This is a genomic window from Flavobacterium sp. GW821-FHT11G01 (genome assembly GCF_058808175.1).
This window is the reverse complement of sequence record NZ_JBXARK010000004.1, coordinates 129,668-146,051: the sequence shown is the minus strand read 5'-3', so window position 1 is coordinate 146,051 and position 16,384 is coordinate 129,668. Positions and strand designations below refer to the sequence as shown.

The following is a 16,384-nucleotide window of genomic DNA, read 5'->3' as shown; positions in this document are numbered from 1 at the left end:
CAAATGTCTCTGACTTTGCGTGATTTTAAACAAATATAATTGAAAAATAGAGACTTCATAAAGTCTCTGACTTTAAAACTAATTTTCTTAAAATATTTCTCCTGAATGTAAAAAAAAACCGATCGCGCGGATTTGTAATCCATGCCCGCAAAGTATATCTTAACAGATTTAAAAAAAGAAAATCCATTTTTTATTAATTAGGAACGGTCACGGGAAAGAATTTCCGCGCTATCGTTGCGCATATCCGGGCGATCGATTTAAAACTTAAAATATAGAATGTTTGAAATTCTCTTTACTTTGCTTTTATTATTACGTATAATTTCGCATCATACAGCTTTAATTTATTTATATTAGCTTATTACTACGAATAGTGGAGTTTTAAGTATTATATTAAATTTTAAATAATGGGTGTTTACACATATATAGAGGTTTATAAAAAAGATATGAGTTATATTAAAAGTGTAAACTCCATTTTAGGAATATTTCAAGTAGATTTTGACGCCAAAGAAAAATTTAGAATAAGCAATAATTCAAAATCATTTTACGGAGGCATTAGATCACTAGATAAACTCAAAAATGTTGATCTAGGATATACCTACGAAATTTACGAGGACTATCTTAACCTATTTATGTTTTATGTACTTGCTAATGGAGATTATGGTGAAAGTGCAACAAAAGAGAATGGAAAAATCGAAAGTTTGTTGTTTGATCCTTCCCGAGTGATTAAAGGAATCGATACTTTATTGCAGATAATAAAATATTTCGAGCAAGAGGATTTAGATGAATTGCAAAAATATGGTGAAATAGAAAACTTAAATGAATTACGTGATATACTAAAGTTGGCTGTCGAAGAAGATAGTTTGATTGGCTGTAAAACTGCTTAAATTATAATTTTTGATGACGTCTATCTTATTGTAACAACATTCTCTCAGTAATCATTTTATTTGAGAAAACATCAATCCCAGTAACTTCGGCATACTTTACGTTTGGTAACCAAAAAGAACCTCCTTCAATGCGCACAAATATTTTTTCTACCTGAATTTTTTTCTGATTTACATTTACAAAAACATGATATTTTTGATCGGAATCTGTCTTTTTCAAGATTAACGGCAACTTTTTATACGATACAAACTGAAGCTCAAACTCTTCATTATTTAAGGTTTTACTTTCTATTCCGTAGGCAAATTTGCGTTGTATATAATTAAAATCTTTTTTTTCTCCTTTCTCAGCGTAACCAATCCAATAGGCTTTTATAGGATTGCTTTTGTCTATTTTTCCATTTTCCTGGTAGTTTAGGACATAAATAGCAGTGTTTGTATTGGGGTCGCGCTGAATGTAAAACAGCATATTATCTATGTTTTTAGGCGTTGGAAAATGTAATGGCGATGGATTTTTGGATTGTGCCAATGCATTTTCAGAAATTATACTTACTAAGATCGTTATAACGATTATCGATTTTGTAAAATATTTAAAGGGAAATTTATTCATAACGAAATATTTATAAGCTAATTTGAAACGGTTGTGTGTAATTATTTAACACATAGAAACATAGATTTGGGACGCTTAAAAAGGCGTTTCACTTGTTTAAACAAACATAGCTATGTGTAAAGAAACTAGTTTCTTTTTTATATTCTTTTTATGTATCTAAAACCTATGTTTCTATGTGTTGAATTACTTTTTTTTCTAACTACACGAATTAATTTGGTTCGATTACGTTCTCTTTCATTTACTCTAAAAACCCGTTGAGTGCAATTTTTTAACACATAGAAACATAGATTTGGAACGCTTAAAAAAAGGCGCTTCACTTATTTAAGCAAACATAGTTTGGCTATGTGTTAGAAACTAGTTTCTTTTTGTTTTCTTCTTTTACATATAAAATCTATGTTTCTATGTGTTGAATTATTTTTTTTCTAACTACAGGAATTAATTTGATTCGATCACATTCTGTTTTTGGTTTGTCTTAAAAACCCAATATTTAATCAGTGGATAATTGAATCCATAAGAAACAAAACTATCCGTGATTAATCTTCCGATTCTGTAATCGATTTGAAATGATTTTTGCAAAATAAGCGTGCCAAATGATTTTAAGGAAATGCTTCCCAGCACCACCAACGCAAATTTAAAAAGCTGATTATTGATGGGACTGCTATAACCCGATTGATTTTTAAATACCCAAAATCTATTGATGCTGAAATTGATAACGGCACCGACGGTTCCGGAGATTAGAATAGAAAAGGTAAAATGCAGTTTAAATACTTCTGTTAATAAAATCATCAAGCCATAATCGGTAATGCCGCCTAAAAATGCCGCAACTTGTGCTTGTAGAAAAGTTAAAACGGATTTTTTCCTGAACATAAGTAAGTCGAAAGTTTAAAAGTTCTAAAGTCAAAAGTCCCAGTATTACAGATAAGGAATTGAAATCAATTTGTTATTTAAGTTATTTTAATTTCAAAATACGATATTATAAAAATTGTGGTTTATCAATTGTGGTTTTTATCTTTTAAATCGCCTAGCTTTAAAAGCTTTACGCTATCTATGATATTAATTACAAGTAATATAATAGTGATTAAACCAGCCAAATAGGTAATTGATCCGGGAAATAAAACTTCTGTAATTAAAATGAATGCAATAATAAACCGAAGTTCTGTTGGGCCAACCAAACCAGAATCGATACTGTATTCATTTGTAATTTTGTAGCGTAATTGGCTGATGATGATCGACCAGCCATACAAGGCGACAAAAGCAAAGGCTACTATTTGTGTGCCATTTTCAGCATAAATGTAGTAGCCAAAGCCTATAAGTACAATACCAATCCAATCGGCAATAATATCGAGTGCAAAACCATACCAACGACGTGGAATATTTCTATAATAAGCCAATCTTCCATCTAAAGAATCGCCTAACCAATTTATAACCAATCCGATAATACCCAAAAGCAAATACCCATTTGATACATAAGTACCTAAAACAAAAGCTAAAAAAACGAATCCAGAACCTAGTGTACCAATGAAAGTGAGTACGTTTGGCGAAATGAATTTAGGCACCTTTGGAAGCAAAAATACAATCGTTAACTGTTCTGCTCTTTTTAAAATATTGGTACGCTGACGGTCTGAAAATGTTCTTTGTGCAATTTCACTATAACCTTCAACCTGTGTGTCTTTTTCCATTAGTAGCCCAATATTTTTCTTTGCGTATTTTTAAAAAAATCAGTGGTACTTTTTAGTTTACCTGATCTAACCAGATAACTAAATGCGAGGACAATCAGCATAATTATTTAACAATACCTGCAAAACGTTGATAAAAAACCGTTGGACTGTTCTCATCTTTCGGAGCATATTTTCCTGCTATAATCGGAACATAAATAACCCTTCTTCTGCTTTCTTCGCCACGGATAGTTGATTCTGCCACTCTGTGCCACAAACGGCCATCGTGAATGGTTAAATCTCCAGCTTCCGGAGTGATAGAAACTTCTTGTGGATCAGGTTTATTATCTAAAAAGTACTTTTTACGAAAAAGCATTTGATAAATACTTTGTTTGTGCGTACCCGGAATGATTTTAAGTCCGCCGTTTTCGGGTTGTAAAGTACTTAAGTGAATACCCACATTAAGCATTGGGTTTAATTTTCCACCATAAAAAATATCTCGCAAACCGTCTGTATGCCAGCCCATTTTAGTAAACTTACTTTCTGGACCATTAATATAATGATTGAAAACCATTCCGTCTTTTTCTTCAGTACCTAATCTTGCGCCCTCGCCTGCCAATGGTAATAAACTATTAAATCTTGGATCAAGTAAAAGGCCGCTTAAGGTTTGATGATGTTGATTGATAAAAGCAAAACGTTGTACAATAGGAGAACCGTCTAAATCTTTTCCGTATTTAATGGGAACACCATTTACTTTTTGAAGGTCATTGTCAATCCATTTTTGCTCCACTTGTTTTGACGCATCAATGATGGATGAAACCGTTTCCGGATTTATAAATTTTTTGAAATGGATGAAACCATGTTCGTTAAAAAAGTTAATCTGCTCAGCAGTTAATTGCTCAGTAAGGGTAAAAGTTTTATAAGAAGATACCATAATAAATATATTTAATAAATGAAATAATAGTGTTTGAAATTTTATCTAAAGGATTAGCAACAGCAACAACAGCAACACATTCGCATAGTGTTGGCGTGCATTCGATCTTTAATAAAATTAAACTCATTTCTCATATTAGATATACTCTATAGAATTAGTAGATATTTATGCAAATGTAATATAATTTCTAATTTGCAAAGAATTTTTTTTTATTTTTTTTTGAAAAAATTAAATTTTATAGATCCCAGCAGCCGTTTTTTCGATAAAAGCCTTTGGTAATATACGGTTGGCGTAAACCGAAATGATATTGGTAAAACCCGGAATAACTTCTGATTTTTTGTTGAACATGGCTTTTACTGCCATTTTTGCAACTTCATCTGGTTGCATATTAAATTTTTCGGCCATTTTATTTAGAGCGTTTAAACCCGCTCTTGCAGCAAAACCAGTATCAACCGGACCCGGACTAAAACAGGTTACTGAAATTGAAGTTTGGGTAAGTTCGAAACGCAAGGCGCGCGTAAACGATAAAACAAAAGCCTTTGTAGCCGAATAAACAGCCAGCGTAGGTACAGCCTGGTAGGCAGCAGTACTCGATATATTTAAAATATAAGCTTGTTTTTGTTGTGAAAGTAGGGGTACTAATAAGTGTGAAAGTTCTACTACTACATTCATGTTAAGTTGCATCATGCCAAGCTGATCGGCTAATGCAGACTGACTAAAATCGCCCCACACACCATAACCGGCATTGTTAACTAAAATACCAACCGGATAGTTATTCGTTTTTATCCAATCGGTTACTTTTAGCGATGCATCCTTTATCGAAAGATCAATAGATAAAACAGGAGCATTGATGCCGTATTTAACCTGAAGATCATCAGATAGTGTTCTTAACTCTTCTTCACTTCTTGCAACAAGCAATAGTGGATATCCTTGTTTAGCCAATTCATAAGCAATAGATTTTCCAATGCCTTTGCTGGCGCCAGTTATTAAGGCATACGGTTTAGTTTTTTCGCTCATTTTATTCATTTAATCATCAAATATAAAGATTAAATGTAAACGTTGGGTATGTAACGTGATACTGGTTACCCGCTTCCCTACCCTTTGTTAGTATTGCACTCAGCATGGACCTCCGATCGCGCAGATTTGTAATCCGTGCCCGCAAAGTATATCTTAACAGATTTTAAAAAAGAAAATCCAGTTTTATTAATAATTAGGAACGGGCACAGAAAGAATTTCCGCGCTATCGTTGCACATATCATAGCTATTGGATTAGAAAGTTTCTTAGCCAATTCTTCATCGCTTACTATTATTTGAATTCTTTAAGTATGAATGGAATTTTCATTTCTTTTCAATGGAGGATAATCTCCCAATGCAGGAAACTTATCAAGATCAACATTTATGGAATCGTTAAGTCCCGCCATTTGATGTTCGGCATGGCGATATTGACCAAAACTTGGCCATACAGGTCCTTTTTTGAAAATTTTCCAGCGCCATACAAGAGCGCACACAACTAAATTGGCAAGGAAACTAATCGATGCAACTACAAGAGCGCTTGTCTGACTGATTGGAATTGGAACAAAACTTTTTTCCATAACAAAGAAGCTGAAAGAGAAAAGATAGAAGTAAAAGAATCCCAAAGTAATTCCCCGATTAACGACCCAGGTACCTTTGATCCACAGTGCTAAAAAAGTCGCAGTTAAATTCAGCGCTATACTGTTTGAAGTATATTCATTAAAATTCAGATAAGAGAATGTAATATTCCATAAATCATATGCAATAATCCAGATTTCGGGCTGCCCCGGCCAGATCAAATCTTTTGAAGGCTGACGGTTTGGGCCAATTCCTCTCCAGCGTGTCATGGCCAGAATACTTAGGATTCCCGCAGCTCCATTTAAAATATTAGGCAAGTAACCTGAATGAAAATCTACTTCACAGGCTTCAAATATATTAACAGCCAATATTGCCGCACACAAAAAACGCATCCAGATATATTTTGTCCACGAAGTATGTCTTGCTGTCCAAAATATCCAAATTGTAAATACGAGTGTATAATTTTTAACCCAGCGAAACAATGGCATATTCTCTAATGTGTTCATCCAGTAGATAGACAAAATCAGTACACCTACACCTGCTACAATTGGTGTAAACCATTTGTATTTTCTCCATACCAGGAAAACGGCTGTAAGTCCGACAAATAATAAAAGCCAATGTATATAAGGCCAACCTATACTGCGATGTATGAATTTTAAATTTTCCCCGCCTCCGGCACCCGGAATATTTACAACCATTGATTCGCTGTCTAAAATTTTAAACTGTACATTATTAACCTGAGGTGCTTCAACAGCTCCACTTATTGTTATTACATTACCATTTTGACTGTAATTAACCCTTTCCCGGGCATAATTTCCGGGCATAGTCCATATAAGTTTTGCTGTTCCATCTTCGCGAAAACGCAAAAGATACCAGGAACTCGCTACTTTATTCCCTTCCTTACCCTGCCCTTCTGTAATTACTACCCATTCTCCTTTTTGCTTCGCAATGGATGGTACTTTATCAGTTGGTATCGATTGCTGAGTATCATTCTCAAAAACTTCAAAACTTCTTTGATCACAACTTGAAAGAAAAAGTATAATGAATATTACTCCTAAAATGCGTGTTACAATTTTTTTCATCAGATTCAAATTTGGGTTGATAAAATATAGTTGTTTGATAACTTCTTTATATAATTGTTTTTAAAAAGTCTCTCCTTTTTGCTATGTACTTAAGGATTTCTTCTTCTAATTCTTTTGATAAATTTTCAAATCCCGGTCTGCATCGAAAATCTTCTTCAATTCTTTTCTTAAAATTTTCTCCATTTTCTTTATAGTTACTTCAAATCAATATCAACTTTATCAATTATTCCTGTGAACTTAAATGGAAGTTTATAGGATTTTGCAACTGGAGAACCAGTATCTTCACCAATTCCGAAAGTATCGATTCCGAAACGAGCTGCAACGGTTTTATCGATTCTGCCTTCTCCGACTAACTTATCGTTGATATAAAGTTTTCCGGTTCCGCCTTTTCCAGTTCCGCCGCCGTCATAAGCAAAATCAAATCTGACAGTGCTTTTTCCAATTGGGAGTGATTCTTTAGAATTAATCACATAACGCGCATCATCAAAATAATTATAATGATAAACCAGTTTTCCATTTTGTACATACAATACAAATCCTGCCGAACTTCCGCCAGAAGCGACAATAACACCGCTGTCTGATTTCGATTTCAGTTCAATTTCAGCCGTAATACTGTGCGATTTATTTTTAGTATTTGGAGAAGCTGTTTCTGCCAGTCTTGTTGCCCCTGCATAAAAAGTAAAATGTTTGCGTTTAGGATCTGATGGCGTTGGTTTTGGCGAAATTAATCGGCCAGTTCCTCTGTCATCTAACGGATAAACATTATATTTCTTAGCTTCTTCATCAAAAATCGCCTTTAATTCCTTTAATTTTTCAGGATTTTTTTTCGCCAAATCAACAGATTCACTGTAATCTTCATCTATATTATAAAGTTCCCATTTGTCTTTATCCCAATTTCCTGGTGCAAAGTCCTGTTTCCACGGAAAAGTATGCTGTGCAGCCGCAACCCAGCCATTATCATAAATAGCCCTGTTACTGAAAATCTCAAAATATTGTCTCGTTCTAACAGGTTTAGCATTTTTATCTGCAAAAGTTGATAAGAAAGAAACACCATCCATAGGTTTTTGTTCTACGCCATCAACGGTTTTTGGAGCTGGCAAATGAGAAGCCTCTAAAATTGTAGGAAGCACATCAATAAGATGCACAAACTGACTGCGCATTCCGCCTTTATCTTTAATTACTTTTGGCCAGCTTACCACCATCGGGTTTCGGCTTCCGCCAAAGTGAGAAGCTACTTGTTTTACCCATTGAAAAGGAGCATTCCCAGCCCACGCCCATCCTACCGGATAATGTGGCTCTGTATCGGGATCGCCAATTTGATCCAAATGTTTTAAGTTATCTGCCAAAGGAGTTGCAATTCCGCTCAATGCTTTAATTTCATTGACTGTTCCTTCCATTCCTCCTTCAGAACTTGCTCCATTATCTCCAACAATATAAAATATCAAAGTATTATCAGCATCAGGAAGCTTGCTGATAGCATCCAAAAGTCGTCCTGTTTCATGATCAGCAAACGAAAGATATCCTGCATAATTTTCCATTAAGCGCGCAAATAGTTTTTTCTGATCGGCAGAAAGTTTGTCCCAAGGTGTAACCCAGTCTGGTCTTGGCGTCAATTTTGTTCCCGGAGGAATAATTCCCATTTTCAATTGGCGTTCGTATGTTTCTTGTCTTACTACATCCCAGCCTTTGTCAAATTGTCCTCTAAATTTTTCACGCCATTCTTTTGGTGCATGATGCGGAGCGTGTGCAGCACCCGGAGCAAAATACAGCATAACCGGTTTTTGAGGTGCTACAGATTTGCTGTATTCCAGCCAGTTGATCGCTCGATCAGTCATATCGGTCATGAAATGATAACCTTGTTCTGGAGATTTGTCTGGTTCCACGGCTTTTGTATTTTCAAAAAGAACCGGGTAATACTGATGTGTTTCTCCCGCATTAAATCCATAAAAGTAATCAAACCCTAAACCTGTAGGCCAACGATCAAAAGGACCAGTAACAGAAGTTTCCCAGTCTGGAGTATTATGATTTTTTCCGAACCAACTTGTGCTGTATCCGTTCCCTTTTAAAATTCTACCCGAAGTTGCAGTTGTTTTTGGAATCATACAATTATAACTCGGATATCCGGTAGCCCATTCGGCCAAAAAGCCTGAACCGGCATTGTGATGATTTCTTCCGGTTAATAACGCAGCACGCGAAGGTCCACAAATTGCGGTAGTATGAAAACGGTTGTATTTTAAACCATTAGCAGCTAATTTATCTAATTCTGGTGTTGGAACTGGTCCTCCAAATGTACTTACCTGTCCAAAACCAACATCATCCAACATAATAATAATCACATTTGGTGCTCCTTGTGGCGGAGTAACCAGTTTTGGCCATTCTTCTTTTGAATCTTTATAGGTTTCTCCGATTTTACCGCCAAAAGGAGGTTCAGGAATTGGAAGTATGGTTCGGTCTAATTCTCCCGAATCTGTTTTCTCTGTTACAGAATTATTTTGCTTAGATTGATTACAGCTGAAAAGAAATACAGCTAAAATTACGAGCAGTTTTGGGCTAATAAAAGATTTCATATTTCTAAATTTTGTGACCAGCACTAATTTACAAACATGAGCAGTACAAAAAAATTTAATGATGTTTCAGATTATAATTTGCAACGAACTTTTTAAACCTTTTCATAGAATCATATTACTGAATTCAAAATACTATAAAACACTACTAAAAATCAACTTATTTAATTTCACCCAACAATTATATAATATATAAACTGGATTTTTGTTTGTACACAATTTTTACTTTTCAAATCACATTTTACAAATTCATTTAAAAGTAAATGGTTTGCAAATTGTGCCTCGTGAGTCACAAAATAAAAAACTCTAAATCGTTTGATTTAGAGTTTTTTATATATTTCTTAAATAAAGAGTTTACATAAGATATTTGATGTGAAGGATTATTTATGATCAAATTCCTTTCGGTTGTAAAAAGAATCATCATCACTATTATAAGAGCCGGGATCATTTTCAGGGTAATAAGAATTCATTACTCTTCTTTCATAGTCCCTGTCAAAATTGTGTTGTCTGTCATATCGATTTGTCTTTCTAAATGTATCATACCCAATACTGTTTGCCATAACAATTTTCGTGTCTTTATTTATATTTACAGATCCGATTGGTATGATAATATGGCTGTCACCGTCTTTGTAGATAAATTCCTTTCCGTTGTCGTTTGCTATAACATCATGAACCTCGTTACGGCCGTCTTCTATTAATTTTTTATCTACTTTTACATCCAGATAAACAACACGTTGCATATCCTTATTGACCCAAAGATTATCAATTGTGCCTATAGTGTGGTTGTCAGCGTCTACTATTTTCCACCCTCTTACATCAGAGTAGTTTGATGCAATTTTATAATCAGACAGTTCATCCAATCTATATAAATTTCTATCTCTATTTTCCATAAATTTCTTTTTTAATTAAATGTATATTTTTTCTATTTCTGTAGATTTAACTACATGAGAATAGAACAGATGTTTAAACCTGATCCTTCAAATGCTTATTGTGCACTTGTTGTGTTTTCGATTTCTACACCGTTTTCACTTTTAACTTCATGATCTACACAAAAGATGTAGTATATAATTGCACCGATTACTAACAGTGCCGCAATCCACGGCCATACCGGTTTCTTTCTCTCAATTTTAATTTCTGCCATAACTTATTTTTTTGAATTTATACTAATTTTAATACACTATTAAAGATACAACTGAGAGGAAATTAAGAAGTATTTAATTACAGGAAGATTTTACACAATTCCCAGTAGATTGATTTGGAAGATTATTTTATTTTGTGAATCTATACCTGTTTCTATATTTATAAGAATGGAAAATTAGAATTGATTTCAGCAAGATGATAACTAAGCTTCCGCTAAATGAAAAGGAAAGAATTATGGTGTTGTGTAGTCTAAAATAAAAAAGAAATCTATAGAAATAAATAAGCATAAAAGAGATTTCAATCGAAATCTCTTTTACTTTTGCCAAATGTTAGAAATTCTTTACCAGGACAAATATATTATAGCAATCAATAAACCAAGCGGATTGTTAGTTCACAAATCATTTTATGCGCGCGATGCAAAAGTGTATGCCATTCAGGAATTGAGAAATCAAATAGGCCAACACGTTTATCCTATTCATCGGCTTGACCGCAAAACATCTGGTGTCTTGTTATTTGCGTTGGATAAAGAAGTTTTAAAAATTATGAATGATCGTTTTGCCATACGCGAAGTCGAAAAAAAATATTTAGCTATTTTACGTGGCTGGTCACCCGAAGAACTAACGATTGACTATGATTTAACGAATGATGATGACATTAAACAAAATGCAATAACACACTTTCATCGTTTGCAAAATGCCGAAGTTGCGTTAGAATTTAATAATAAACCAACGTCACGATATTGTTTGGTAGAAGCAATTCCCGAAACTGGACGTATGCATCAATTACGAAAACATTTCAAACATATTTTTCATCCCATTTTAGGAAGTCGCCCACATGGTTGTAACAAGCAAAATAAATTGTGGCTGGAGAATTTTGACCTCAAAGGAATGATGCTTCATGCACATCAGTTAATTTTTAATCATCCCATAAATAATGAACAACTAATCGTGAATGCAAAGATTAATGATGAGTTTAGTAGAATAGGTACTATTCTTAATCTGGATTTGAGTAAATATCAGTAGAATATTATTGTAATGCATTAAAAAAAAAAAACACATAGAAACATAGATTTTATGTTTTGGAAAAGTAAATCAAAAAGAAACTTGTTTCTCACACATAGCTATGTTTGTTGATGCAAGTGAAACATCTTTCTTCTGTTCAATAATTCTATGTTTCTAGTGTTAAATATAATTGCAGCCAACGTTTTATCCTCAACAAATCAACAACAATCGATATTCCTCTTCATTTTCTATTGGTGCTCTATGAATACAAGGTAGTACTTGTTGTTTTGGATGATCTACAGCAAGTCTCCAAAGATGTCCTAACCCTAAATTAACAGGTTCTGCATTTGGATTGACCTGATAATGCAAATCAAAATAATTTTCCTTTAAAAAGTCTTCGAATTCTTCCGCTGGTCCATCATAAAGCTCTTTTAGCCTTGTTCGGATTTCTGGAATTAGAATTTTTTGCTGTGCTTCCGAATTAGAAACAATATCACTTGCCGCTCCGTGATAGGTACATAAAAAAGTATCTGTTGCAATGGGAGAACGATCAACATGAAACGAATACACATCTGTCGATATGAAATCAAATTCATCATCACGATCATAACATTTGAGTAAATTAAGAGAAGGCGAAGCTCCAAAATCAGCTAATAATTGTAAATCATTTAAAATTATTTCCCTTGCTTTATTCCCTTTTTCTGATAATTGGAGTGCGATTAGATCTTCCGGATAAATTTCTGTTATATTTTCTTTTAAAGATAACTTGACTACAATCTCATTAAAATCGCCATCCAAATTTCTATACCAGCATAACGCATTCATTTCTCCCCAGAAATCAGTATCTACAAGCTCAGAGAAAGAAGATACTACTTCAATTTGGCTGTTATCAGAAAATGTATTGCTCATAGTATAATTTAGAGGCTAGTTAGTTCATTCGTTACAAAATTATGTAATAGCAATAAACATATGTCAATCTGACAAGAAAAAAAATATATTATATAACGAATAACAAAATAGCAGACCTAACTTTGATTTTTTAATAGCGTTAAAATTTTGTCATGCAAAATTTAAAATACGAATATAGAAATATCTAATTTATTTTAATCAAATTGATTATTCTATCGCTTAAATGAAGATTAAAAAAACAGAAATTTATCTATCTTTTGAGTTTGGTATAATAAAAGTAAGTATGATATGTAAGTAAATGATAACATCATTATTTTGCATAAATGCGTTATATTGAGTTATTACAAAATAATCAAATATTAACCATTTAATTAACCTATATTCGTTCAATATCAAATTACCCTTAATGATCAATTGAGGCTTCCTTTTTAAATAATTATTAAAATATAGGTGCTTTTCCGGCAAATTACCGCCATTATTTTTTTCAAATACAACTTCGCTTTAATATGAGCATAAAAGAAAAAAATGGCGATAAGGAAATTATCCTTTCCCACGAAGAAATCGTTTCTCTTAAAAAAGAAAACAATCGAAGCATTGCAGCATTTGGTATTGCTGAAACAGAAATTAAAAAACTCAAAGAAGAGCTTCATATAAAAGAACAACAGTTAAGAAATCAAATCGATGCTATTAACACCACAAATGCATCCATAGAATTTGATCTGGAAGGCAATATTTTAAATGCCAATAAAAATTTCCTCAAAATTATGGGGTATGCTGCAAAAGATTTGATTGGAAAACATCATAGTCTTTTAGTAGATTCAGCCTATTCAAAATCAAATGCATATCAATTTTTCTGGAATAGTTTAAAAAACGGGATTTATCAAAAAGATGAATTCATAGCGGTTGCTAAAAATGGTAAATTAATATGGTTTTTAGGTAGTTATAATCCCATTTTTGATACACTTGGCAAACCTTATAAGATTCTAAAAATAGCGACAGATATTACACTTGCCAAAACACAGTTTTTGCAGCTGGCAGTCCAGGCCCAGGAAAAAGAAAAAAGAGCATCTGAGTTAATTATCGCCAATAAAGAACTTGCTTTTCAAAATAAGGAAAAGGAAAAGCGTGCAGCTGAATTAATTATCGCCAATAAAGAGTTGAAATTTCAGAATGAACAAAAAGAAAAGCGTGCAGCTGAATTAATTATCGCCAATAAAGAACTTGCTTTTCAAAATAAAGAAAAGGAAAATCGTGCAGCAGAATTAATTATCGCCAATAAAGAGTTGAAATTTCAGAATGAACAAAAAGAAAAACGTGCTTCTGAATTGATTATCGCCAATAAAGAACTGGCTATTCAAAGTAAAGAAAAAGAAAAACGTGCTGCTGAACTTATAATTGCCAATAAAAAACTTGCTTCTGAAAAGATTTTGAAAGAAAAAAGAAAAGTGGAAAAGCTAAAACGGGCAGCAGAATTGATTATTAAAAATAGAGAACTTGCCTATCAGGAAAAACGAAGCAGTGAGCTAACCCTTGCCAATGATGAACTAAAAAAAGCTCAGGAAGAACTGGGATCATTTTCCTACTCCGTTTCTCATGATTTGCGTGCTCCAATTCGGGCCATTAATGGTTATACACAAATCCTGATAGAGGATCATGCTGATTCAATAGATGATGATGGAAAAAAAATGATACAAGCCATAATTAACAATTCTACTAAAATGGGAATATTAATAGATGACTTACTCGCTTTCAGCAAATTAGGACGTAAAGAAGTTTCTTCTACCAATATAAATATGACGGCACTAGTAAATGGAGTTATAAACGATATCACAATTGAAAAAGGCGAAAACAGACCCATATTTGAAATTGAAGAACTTGCTCACTCACATGGAGATCCTTCGCTAATTAAACAAGTTTGGATCAATTTAATCTCTAATGCTATTAAATATTCAAAATATAAATCAGAAATCAGAATTAAAATTACTTCAGCCCCGGAAAAGGATAAAATTATTTACAGTGTAAAAGACTGGGGAGCAGGATTCGACATGGCTTACTACGATAAATTGTTTGGCGTTTTCCAACGTCTGCATTCACAAGACGAATTTGTAGGAACAGGTATTGGACTGGCTATAGTACAAAAAATAGTCAACAGACATTCGGGAACAGTGTGGGCAGAATCAAAACTAGATGCAGGTGCTAATTTTTTCTTTAGCCTGCCAAATATTAAACATTAAAAATAAAAAAAATGGATTACGACGATATTGAAATTTTATTTGCAGAAGATAGTATGGAAGATGCCATGCTAACTGTACGTGCGCTTAATAAAAGCGGCTTTACCAACAAACTCTTACATGTAAAGGATGGTGCAGAAGCACTTGATTTTTTATACTGCAAGGGAATTTATTCTGAGCGAAATCCTAAATCACATCCAAAACTTCTTCTCTTAGATTTAAAAATGCCAAAAATGTCCGGAATGCAGGTGCTTGAAAAGGTTAAAAGTGATGATGCGCTTAAATCTATCCCAGTTGTCATTCTGACCTCTTCACAAGAAGATCCAGATATTGCTAAATGCTATAATCTTGGTGCTAACAGTTACATTGTAAAACCTGTAGACAGTAATAATTTTTTTAATGCAATAAAAGAACTTGGAATGTACTGGATGATATTGAGCCAGCCTGCGAATTAAGTATTTAAGTAATACATCTAAAAATGATTCCTTTCAAATGAAAAAAGATATTAAAGCATTAATATTAGAAGACAATACTGCGGATGCAGATTTACTGGTCCGCCACTTGAGAAAATCAGGACTGTCATTTGTATCAAAAATTGTTGAATCAAGAAAATCTTTTGAAGAGTCTCTTGACACATTTTTGCCAGATATTATATTATCAGATTATTCACTTCCTTCATTTGATGCTGTTTCGGCTTTTAAAATAATAAAAAACAAAGATCTTAATATACCTTTTATAATTATCTCAGGTACAATTGGAGAGGAAAATGCTGTAATGCTGATAAAAGAAGGTGTAACAGATTATGTTTCCAAAAACAATTTCTCATCCCTGATCCAAAAAGTAAATAGGGCGCTCAAGGAAGCAGAAGAATTAGTTCAGAAAGAAGACCTTATTGAAAAACTTAAAATACAGACAAAAGCACTACTCATTGCAAATCAGGAATTAAAGCTTAAAAATGCTGAAAATGAAAAAAGAGCAATTGAATTAATTAACGTAAATAAAGAACTTCTGGCTTTTAATTTTATCTCAAGTCATGATTTGCAGGAGCCTCTTCGAAAAATTCAGACTTTCATTTCCATTATTATGGAAAAAGAGATGGAAACTTTAAGCGAAGCCGGAAAAAACAATTTGAAACGCATACATGTTTCTGCAACAAGAATGAGACAACTTATTGAAGATTTACTAGATTTTTCAAGGGTTAGTGTTGTCGATCATCCTTATGAAATGTGTGATTTGAGTGATATCATTAAGGATGTAAAATCAGAACTTTCAGATACAATTGATCAAAAAAAAGCTATCATTGAAATAAATGGATTAGTACCTGTTTTTATAAGGCCATTCCAATTTAATCAGCTTTTATTCAATTTAATCAATAACTCATTAAAGTTCTCTATCCCTGATATTGAACTTCATATTACCATACAATCCACTATTCTTAAATATAATGAATTCAGGTTGCTTAACCTGCCCGATAGTCCACAAGTTTGTGATTATTGGAATCTTACATTTAAAGATAATGGAATTGGTTTTGAAGAACAATACAATGAAATTGTTTTTATTATCTTTCAAAGACTTCATCATATGCAAGAATATTCCGGAACCGGAATTGGTCTTGCAATTGTAAAAAAGATTGTAGACAACCACAACGGAATTATAATTGCTGATGGCAATTTAAACAAGGGAGTAACATTTAATATCTATATTCCAATAATTAAGGAAAATATTCAAGCTTTAAATTAGTATGAGACGAAAACAGCAATACACTACGATAATGAGTTATATATAACCTT

Annotated in this window: 15 protein-coding genes; 5 read left to right on the top strand and 10 right to left on the bottom strand. The window is 33.1% G+C overall.

Going from position 1 to position 16,384, the window contains the following annotated elements; genetic code table 11:
* Positions 1-404: 404 nt before the first annotated feature.
* Entirely contained in the window at positions 405-884 is a 480-nt protein-coding gene (locus AC1RRN_RS09425; RefSeq protein ID WP_492967056.1) for a hypothetical protein, read from the top strand.
* A 25-nt stretch (positions 885-909) separates the two neighbouring features.
* Here the strand turns inward: AC1RRN_RS09425 and AC1RRN_RS09420 are convergent, their stop codons facing one another.
* From AC1RRN_RS09420 to AC1RRN_RS09380, 9 genes are all read right to left on the bottom strand, one after another.
* Positions 910-1,488, bottom strand: coding sequence for a DUF4833 domain-containing protein (locus AC1RRN_RS09420; RefSeq protein WP_492967055.1), 579 nt, complete (start codon positions 1,486-1,488; stop codon positions 910-912).
* Positions 1,489-1,923: 435 nt separating this feature from the next.
* Positions 1,924-2,355, bottom strand: coding sequence for a GtrA family protein (locus tag AC1RRN_RS09415; RefSeq protein WP_492967054.1), 432 nt, complete (start codon positions 2,353-2,355; stop codon positions 1,924-1,926).
* Between the two features lie 125 nt (positions 2,356-2,480).
* Positions 2,481-3,167 (bottom strand): CDP-alcohol phosphatidyltransferase family protein, encoded by a 687-nt coding sequence (locus AC1RRN_RS09410; RefSeq protein WP_492967053.1) that lies wholly within the window; start codon positions 3,165-3,167, stop codon positions 2,481-2,483.
* A gap of 103 nt (positions 3,168-3,270) precedes the next feature.
* A complete protein-coding gene (locus tag AC1RRN_RS09405; protein WP_492967052.1) occupies positions 3,271-4,077 on the bottom strand; it encodes a phytanoyl-CoA dioxygenase family protein in 807 nt (268 codons plus the stop codon).
* Between the two features lie 228 nt (positions 4,078-4,305).
* The gene (locus tag AC1RRN_RS09400; RefSeq protein ID WP_492967051.1) at positions 4,306-5,094 is read right to left on the bottom strand and encodes an SDR family NAD(P)-dependent oxidoreductase; all 789 of its coding nucleotides are present in this window, start codon (positions 5,092-5,094) and stop codon (positions 4,306-4,308) included.
* A gap of 302 nt (positions 5,095-5,396) precedes the next feature.
* The gene (locus AC1RRN_RS09395) at positions 5,397-6,749 is read right to left on the bottom strand and encodes a DUF5692 family protein (RefSeq protein ID WP_492967050.1); all 1,353 of its coding nucleotides are present in this window, start codon (positions 6,747-6,749) and stop codon (positions 5,397-5,399) included.
* A gap of 194 nt (positions 6,750-6,943) precedes the next feature.
* Positions 6,944-9,316, bottom strand: a complete 2,373-nt coding sequence (locus AC1RRN_RS09390) for an arylsulfatase (RefSeq protein WP_492967049.1) — start codon at positions 9,314-9,316, stop codon at positions 6,944-6,946.
* 377 nt (positions 9,317-9,693) lie between these two features.
* Positions 9,694-10,203, bottom strand: coding sequence for a PRC-barrel domain-containing protein (locus AC1RRN_RS09385; RefSeq protein ID WP_492967048.1), 510 nt, complete (start codon positions 10,201-10,203; stop codon positions 9,694-9,696).
* Between the two features lie 95 nt (positions 10,204-10,298).
* Positions 10,299-10,454, bottom strand: a complete 156-nt coding sequence (locus AC1RRN_RS09380; protein WP_492967047.1) for a hypothetical protein — start codon at positions 10,452-10,454, stop codon at positions 10,299-10,301.
* A gap of 325 nt (positions 10,455-10,779) precedes the next feature.
* Between AC1RRN_RS09380 and AC1RRN_RS09375 the strand changes: the two genes are divergently transcribed.
* Positions 10,780-11,475, top strand: coding sequence for a pseudouridine synthase (locus AC1RRN_RS09375; protein WP_492967046.1), 696 nt, complete (start codon positions 10,780-10,782; stop codon positions 11,473-11,475).
* A gap of 189 nt (positions 11,476-11,664) precedes the next feature.
* On the opposite strand, the gene AC1RRN_RS09370 is transcribed toward AC1RRN_RS09375, so the two are convergent.
* Positions 11,665-12,363, bottom strand: a complete 699-nt coding sequence (locus AC1RRN_RS09370; RefSeq protein WP_492967045.1) for a DUF1826 domain-containing protein — start codon at positions 12,361-12,363, stop codon at positions 11,665-11,667.
* A gap of 506 nt (positions 12,364-12,869) precedes the next feature.
* On the opposite strand from AC1RRN_RS09370, the gene AC1RRN_RS09365 reads away from it, so the two are divergent.
* From AC1RRN_RS09365 to AC1RRN_RS09355, 3 genes are read left to right on the top strand one after another with little or no spacing between them, the layout of a single operon-like run.
* Positions 12,870-14,597, top strand: coding sequence for a PAS domain-containing sensor histidine kinase (locus tag AC1RRN_RS09365; RefSeq protein ID WP_492967044.1), 1,728 nt, complete (start codon positions 12,870-12,872; stop codon positions 14,595-14,597).
* Positions 14,598-14,608: 11 nt separating this feature from the next.
* Complete coding sequence (locus AC1RRN_RS09360; protein WP_492967043.1) at positions 14,609-15,049, top strand: response regulator; 441 nt, start codon at positions 14,609-14,611, stop codon at positions 15,047-15,049.
* Positions 15,050-15,086: 37 nt separating this feature from the next.
* A complete protein-coding gene (locus AC1RRN_RS09355) occupies positions 15,087-16,334 on the top strand; it encodes a sensor histidine kinase (RefSeq protein WP_492967042.1) in 1,248 nt (415 codons plus the stop codon).
* Positions 16,335-16,384: the final 50 nt, after the last annotated feature.

Excerpts from the sequence above, each read along its gene's own strand:
- AC1RRN_RS09425 (WP_492967056.1), top strand. The coding sequence starts at position 405 with ATGGGTGTTTACACATATATAGAGGTTTATAAAAAAGATATGAGTTAT.
- AC1RRN_RS09420 (WP_492967055.1), bottom strand. The coding sequence starts at position 1,488 with ATGAATAAATTTCCCTTTAAATATTTTACAAAATCGATAATCGTTATA.
- AC1RRN_RS09415 (WP_492967054.1), bottom strand. The coding sequence starts at position 2,355 with ATGTTCAGGAAAAAATCCGTTTTAACTTTTCTACAAGCACAAGTTGCG.
- AC1RRN_RS09410 (WP_492967053.1), bottom strand. The coding sequence starts at position 3,167 with ATGGAAAAAGACACACAGGTTGAAGGTTATAGTGAAATTGCACAAAGA.
- AC1RRN_RS09405 (WP_492967052.1), bottom strand. The coding sequence starts at position 4,077 with ATGGTATCTTCTTATAAAACTTTTACCCTTACTGAGCAATTAACTGCT.
- AC1RRN_RS09400 (WP_492967051.1), bottom strand. The coding sequence starts at position 5,094 with ATGAGCGAAAAAACTAAACCGTATGCCTTAATAACTGGCGCCAGCAAA.
- AC1RRN_RS09395 (WP_492967050.1), bottom strand. The coding sequence starts at position 6,749 with ATGAAAAAAATTGTAACACGCATTTTAGGAGTAATATTCATTATACTT.
- AC1RRN_RS09390 (WP_492967049.1), bottom strand. The coding sequence starts at position 9,316 with ATGAAATCTTTTATTAGCCCAAAACTGCTCGTAATTTTAGCTGTATTT.
- AC1RRN_RS09385 (WP_492967048.1), bottom strand. The coding sequence starts at position 10,203 with ATGGAAAATAGAGATAGAAATTTATATAGATTGGATGAACTGTCTGAT.
- AC1RRN_RS09380 (WP_492967047.1), bottom strand. The coding sequence starts at position 10,454 with ATGGCAGAAATTAAAATTGAGAGAAAGAAACCGGTATGGCCGTGGATT.
- AC1RRN_RS09375 (WP_492967046.1), top strand. The coding sequence starts at position 10,780 with ATGTTAGAAATTCTTTACCAGGACAAATATATTATAGCAATCAATAAA.
- AC1RRN_RS09370 (WP_492967045.1), bottom strand. The coding sequence starts at position 12,363 with ATGAGCAATACATTTTCTGATAACAGCCAAATTGAAGTAGTATCTTCT.
- AC1RRN_RS09365 (WP_492967044.1), top strand. The coding sequence starts at position 12,870 with ATGAGCATAAAAGAAAAAAATGGCGATAAGGAAATTATCCTTTCCCAC.
- AC1RRN_RS09360 (WP_492967043.1), top strand. The coding sequence starts at position 14,609 with ATGGATTACGACGATATTGAAATTTTATTTGCAGAAGATAGTATGGAA.
- AC1RRN_RS09355 (WP_492967042.1), top strand. The coding sequence starts at position 15,087 with ATGAAAAAAGATATTAAAGCATTAATATTAGAAGACAATACTGCGGAT.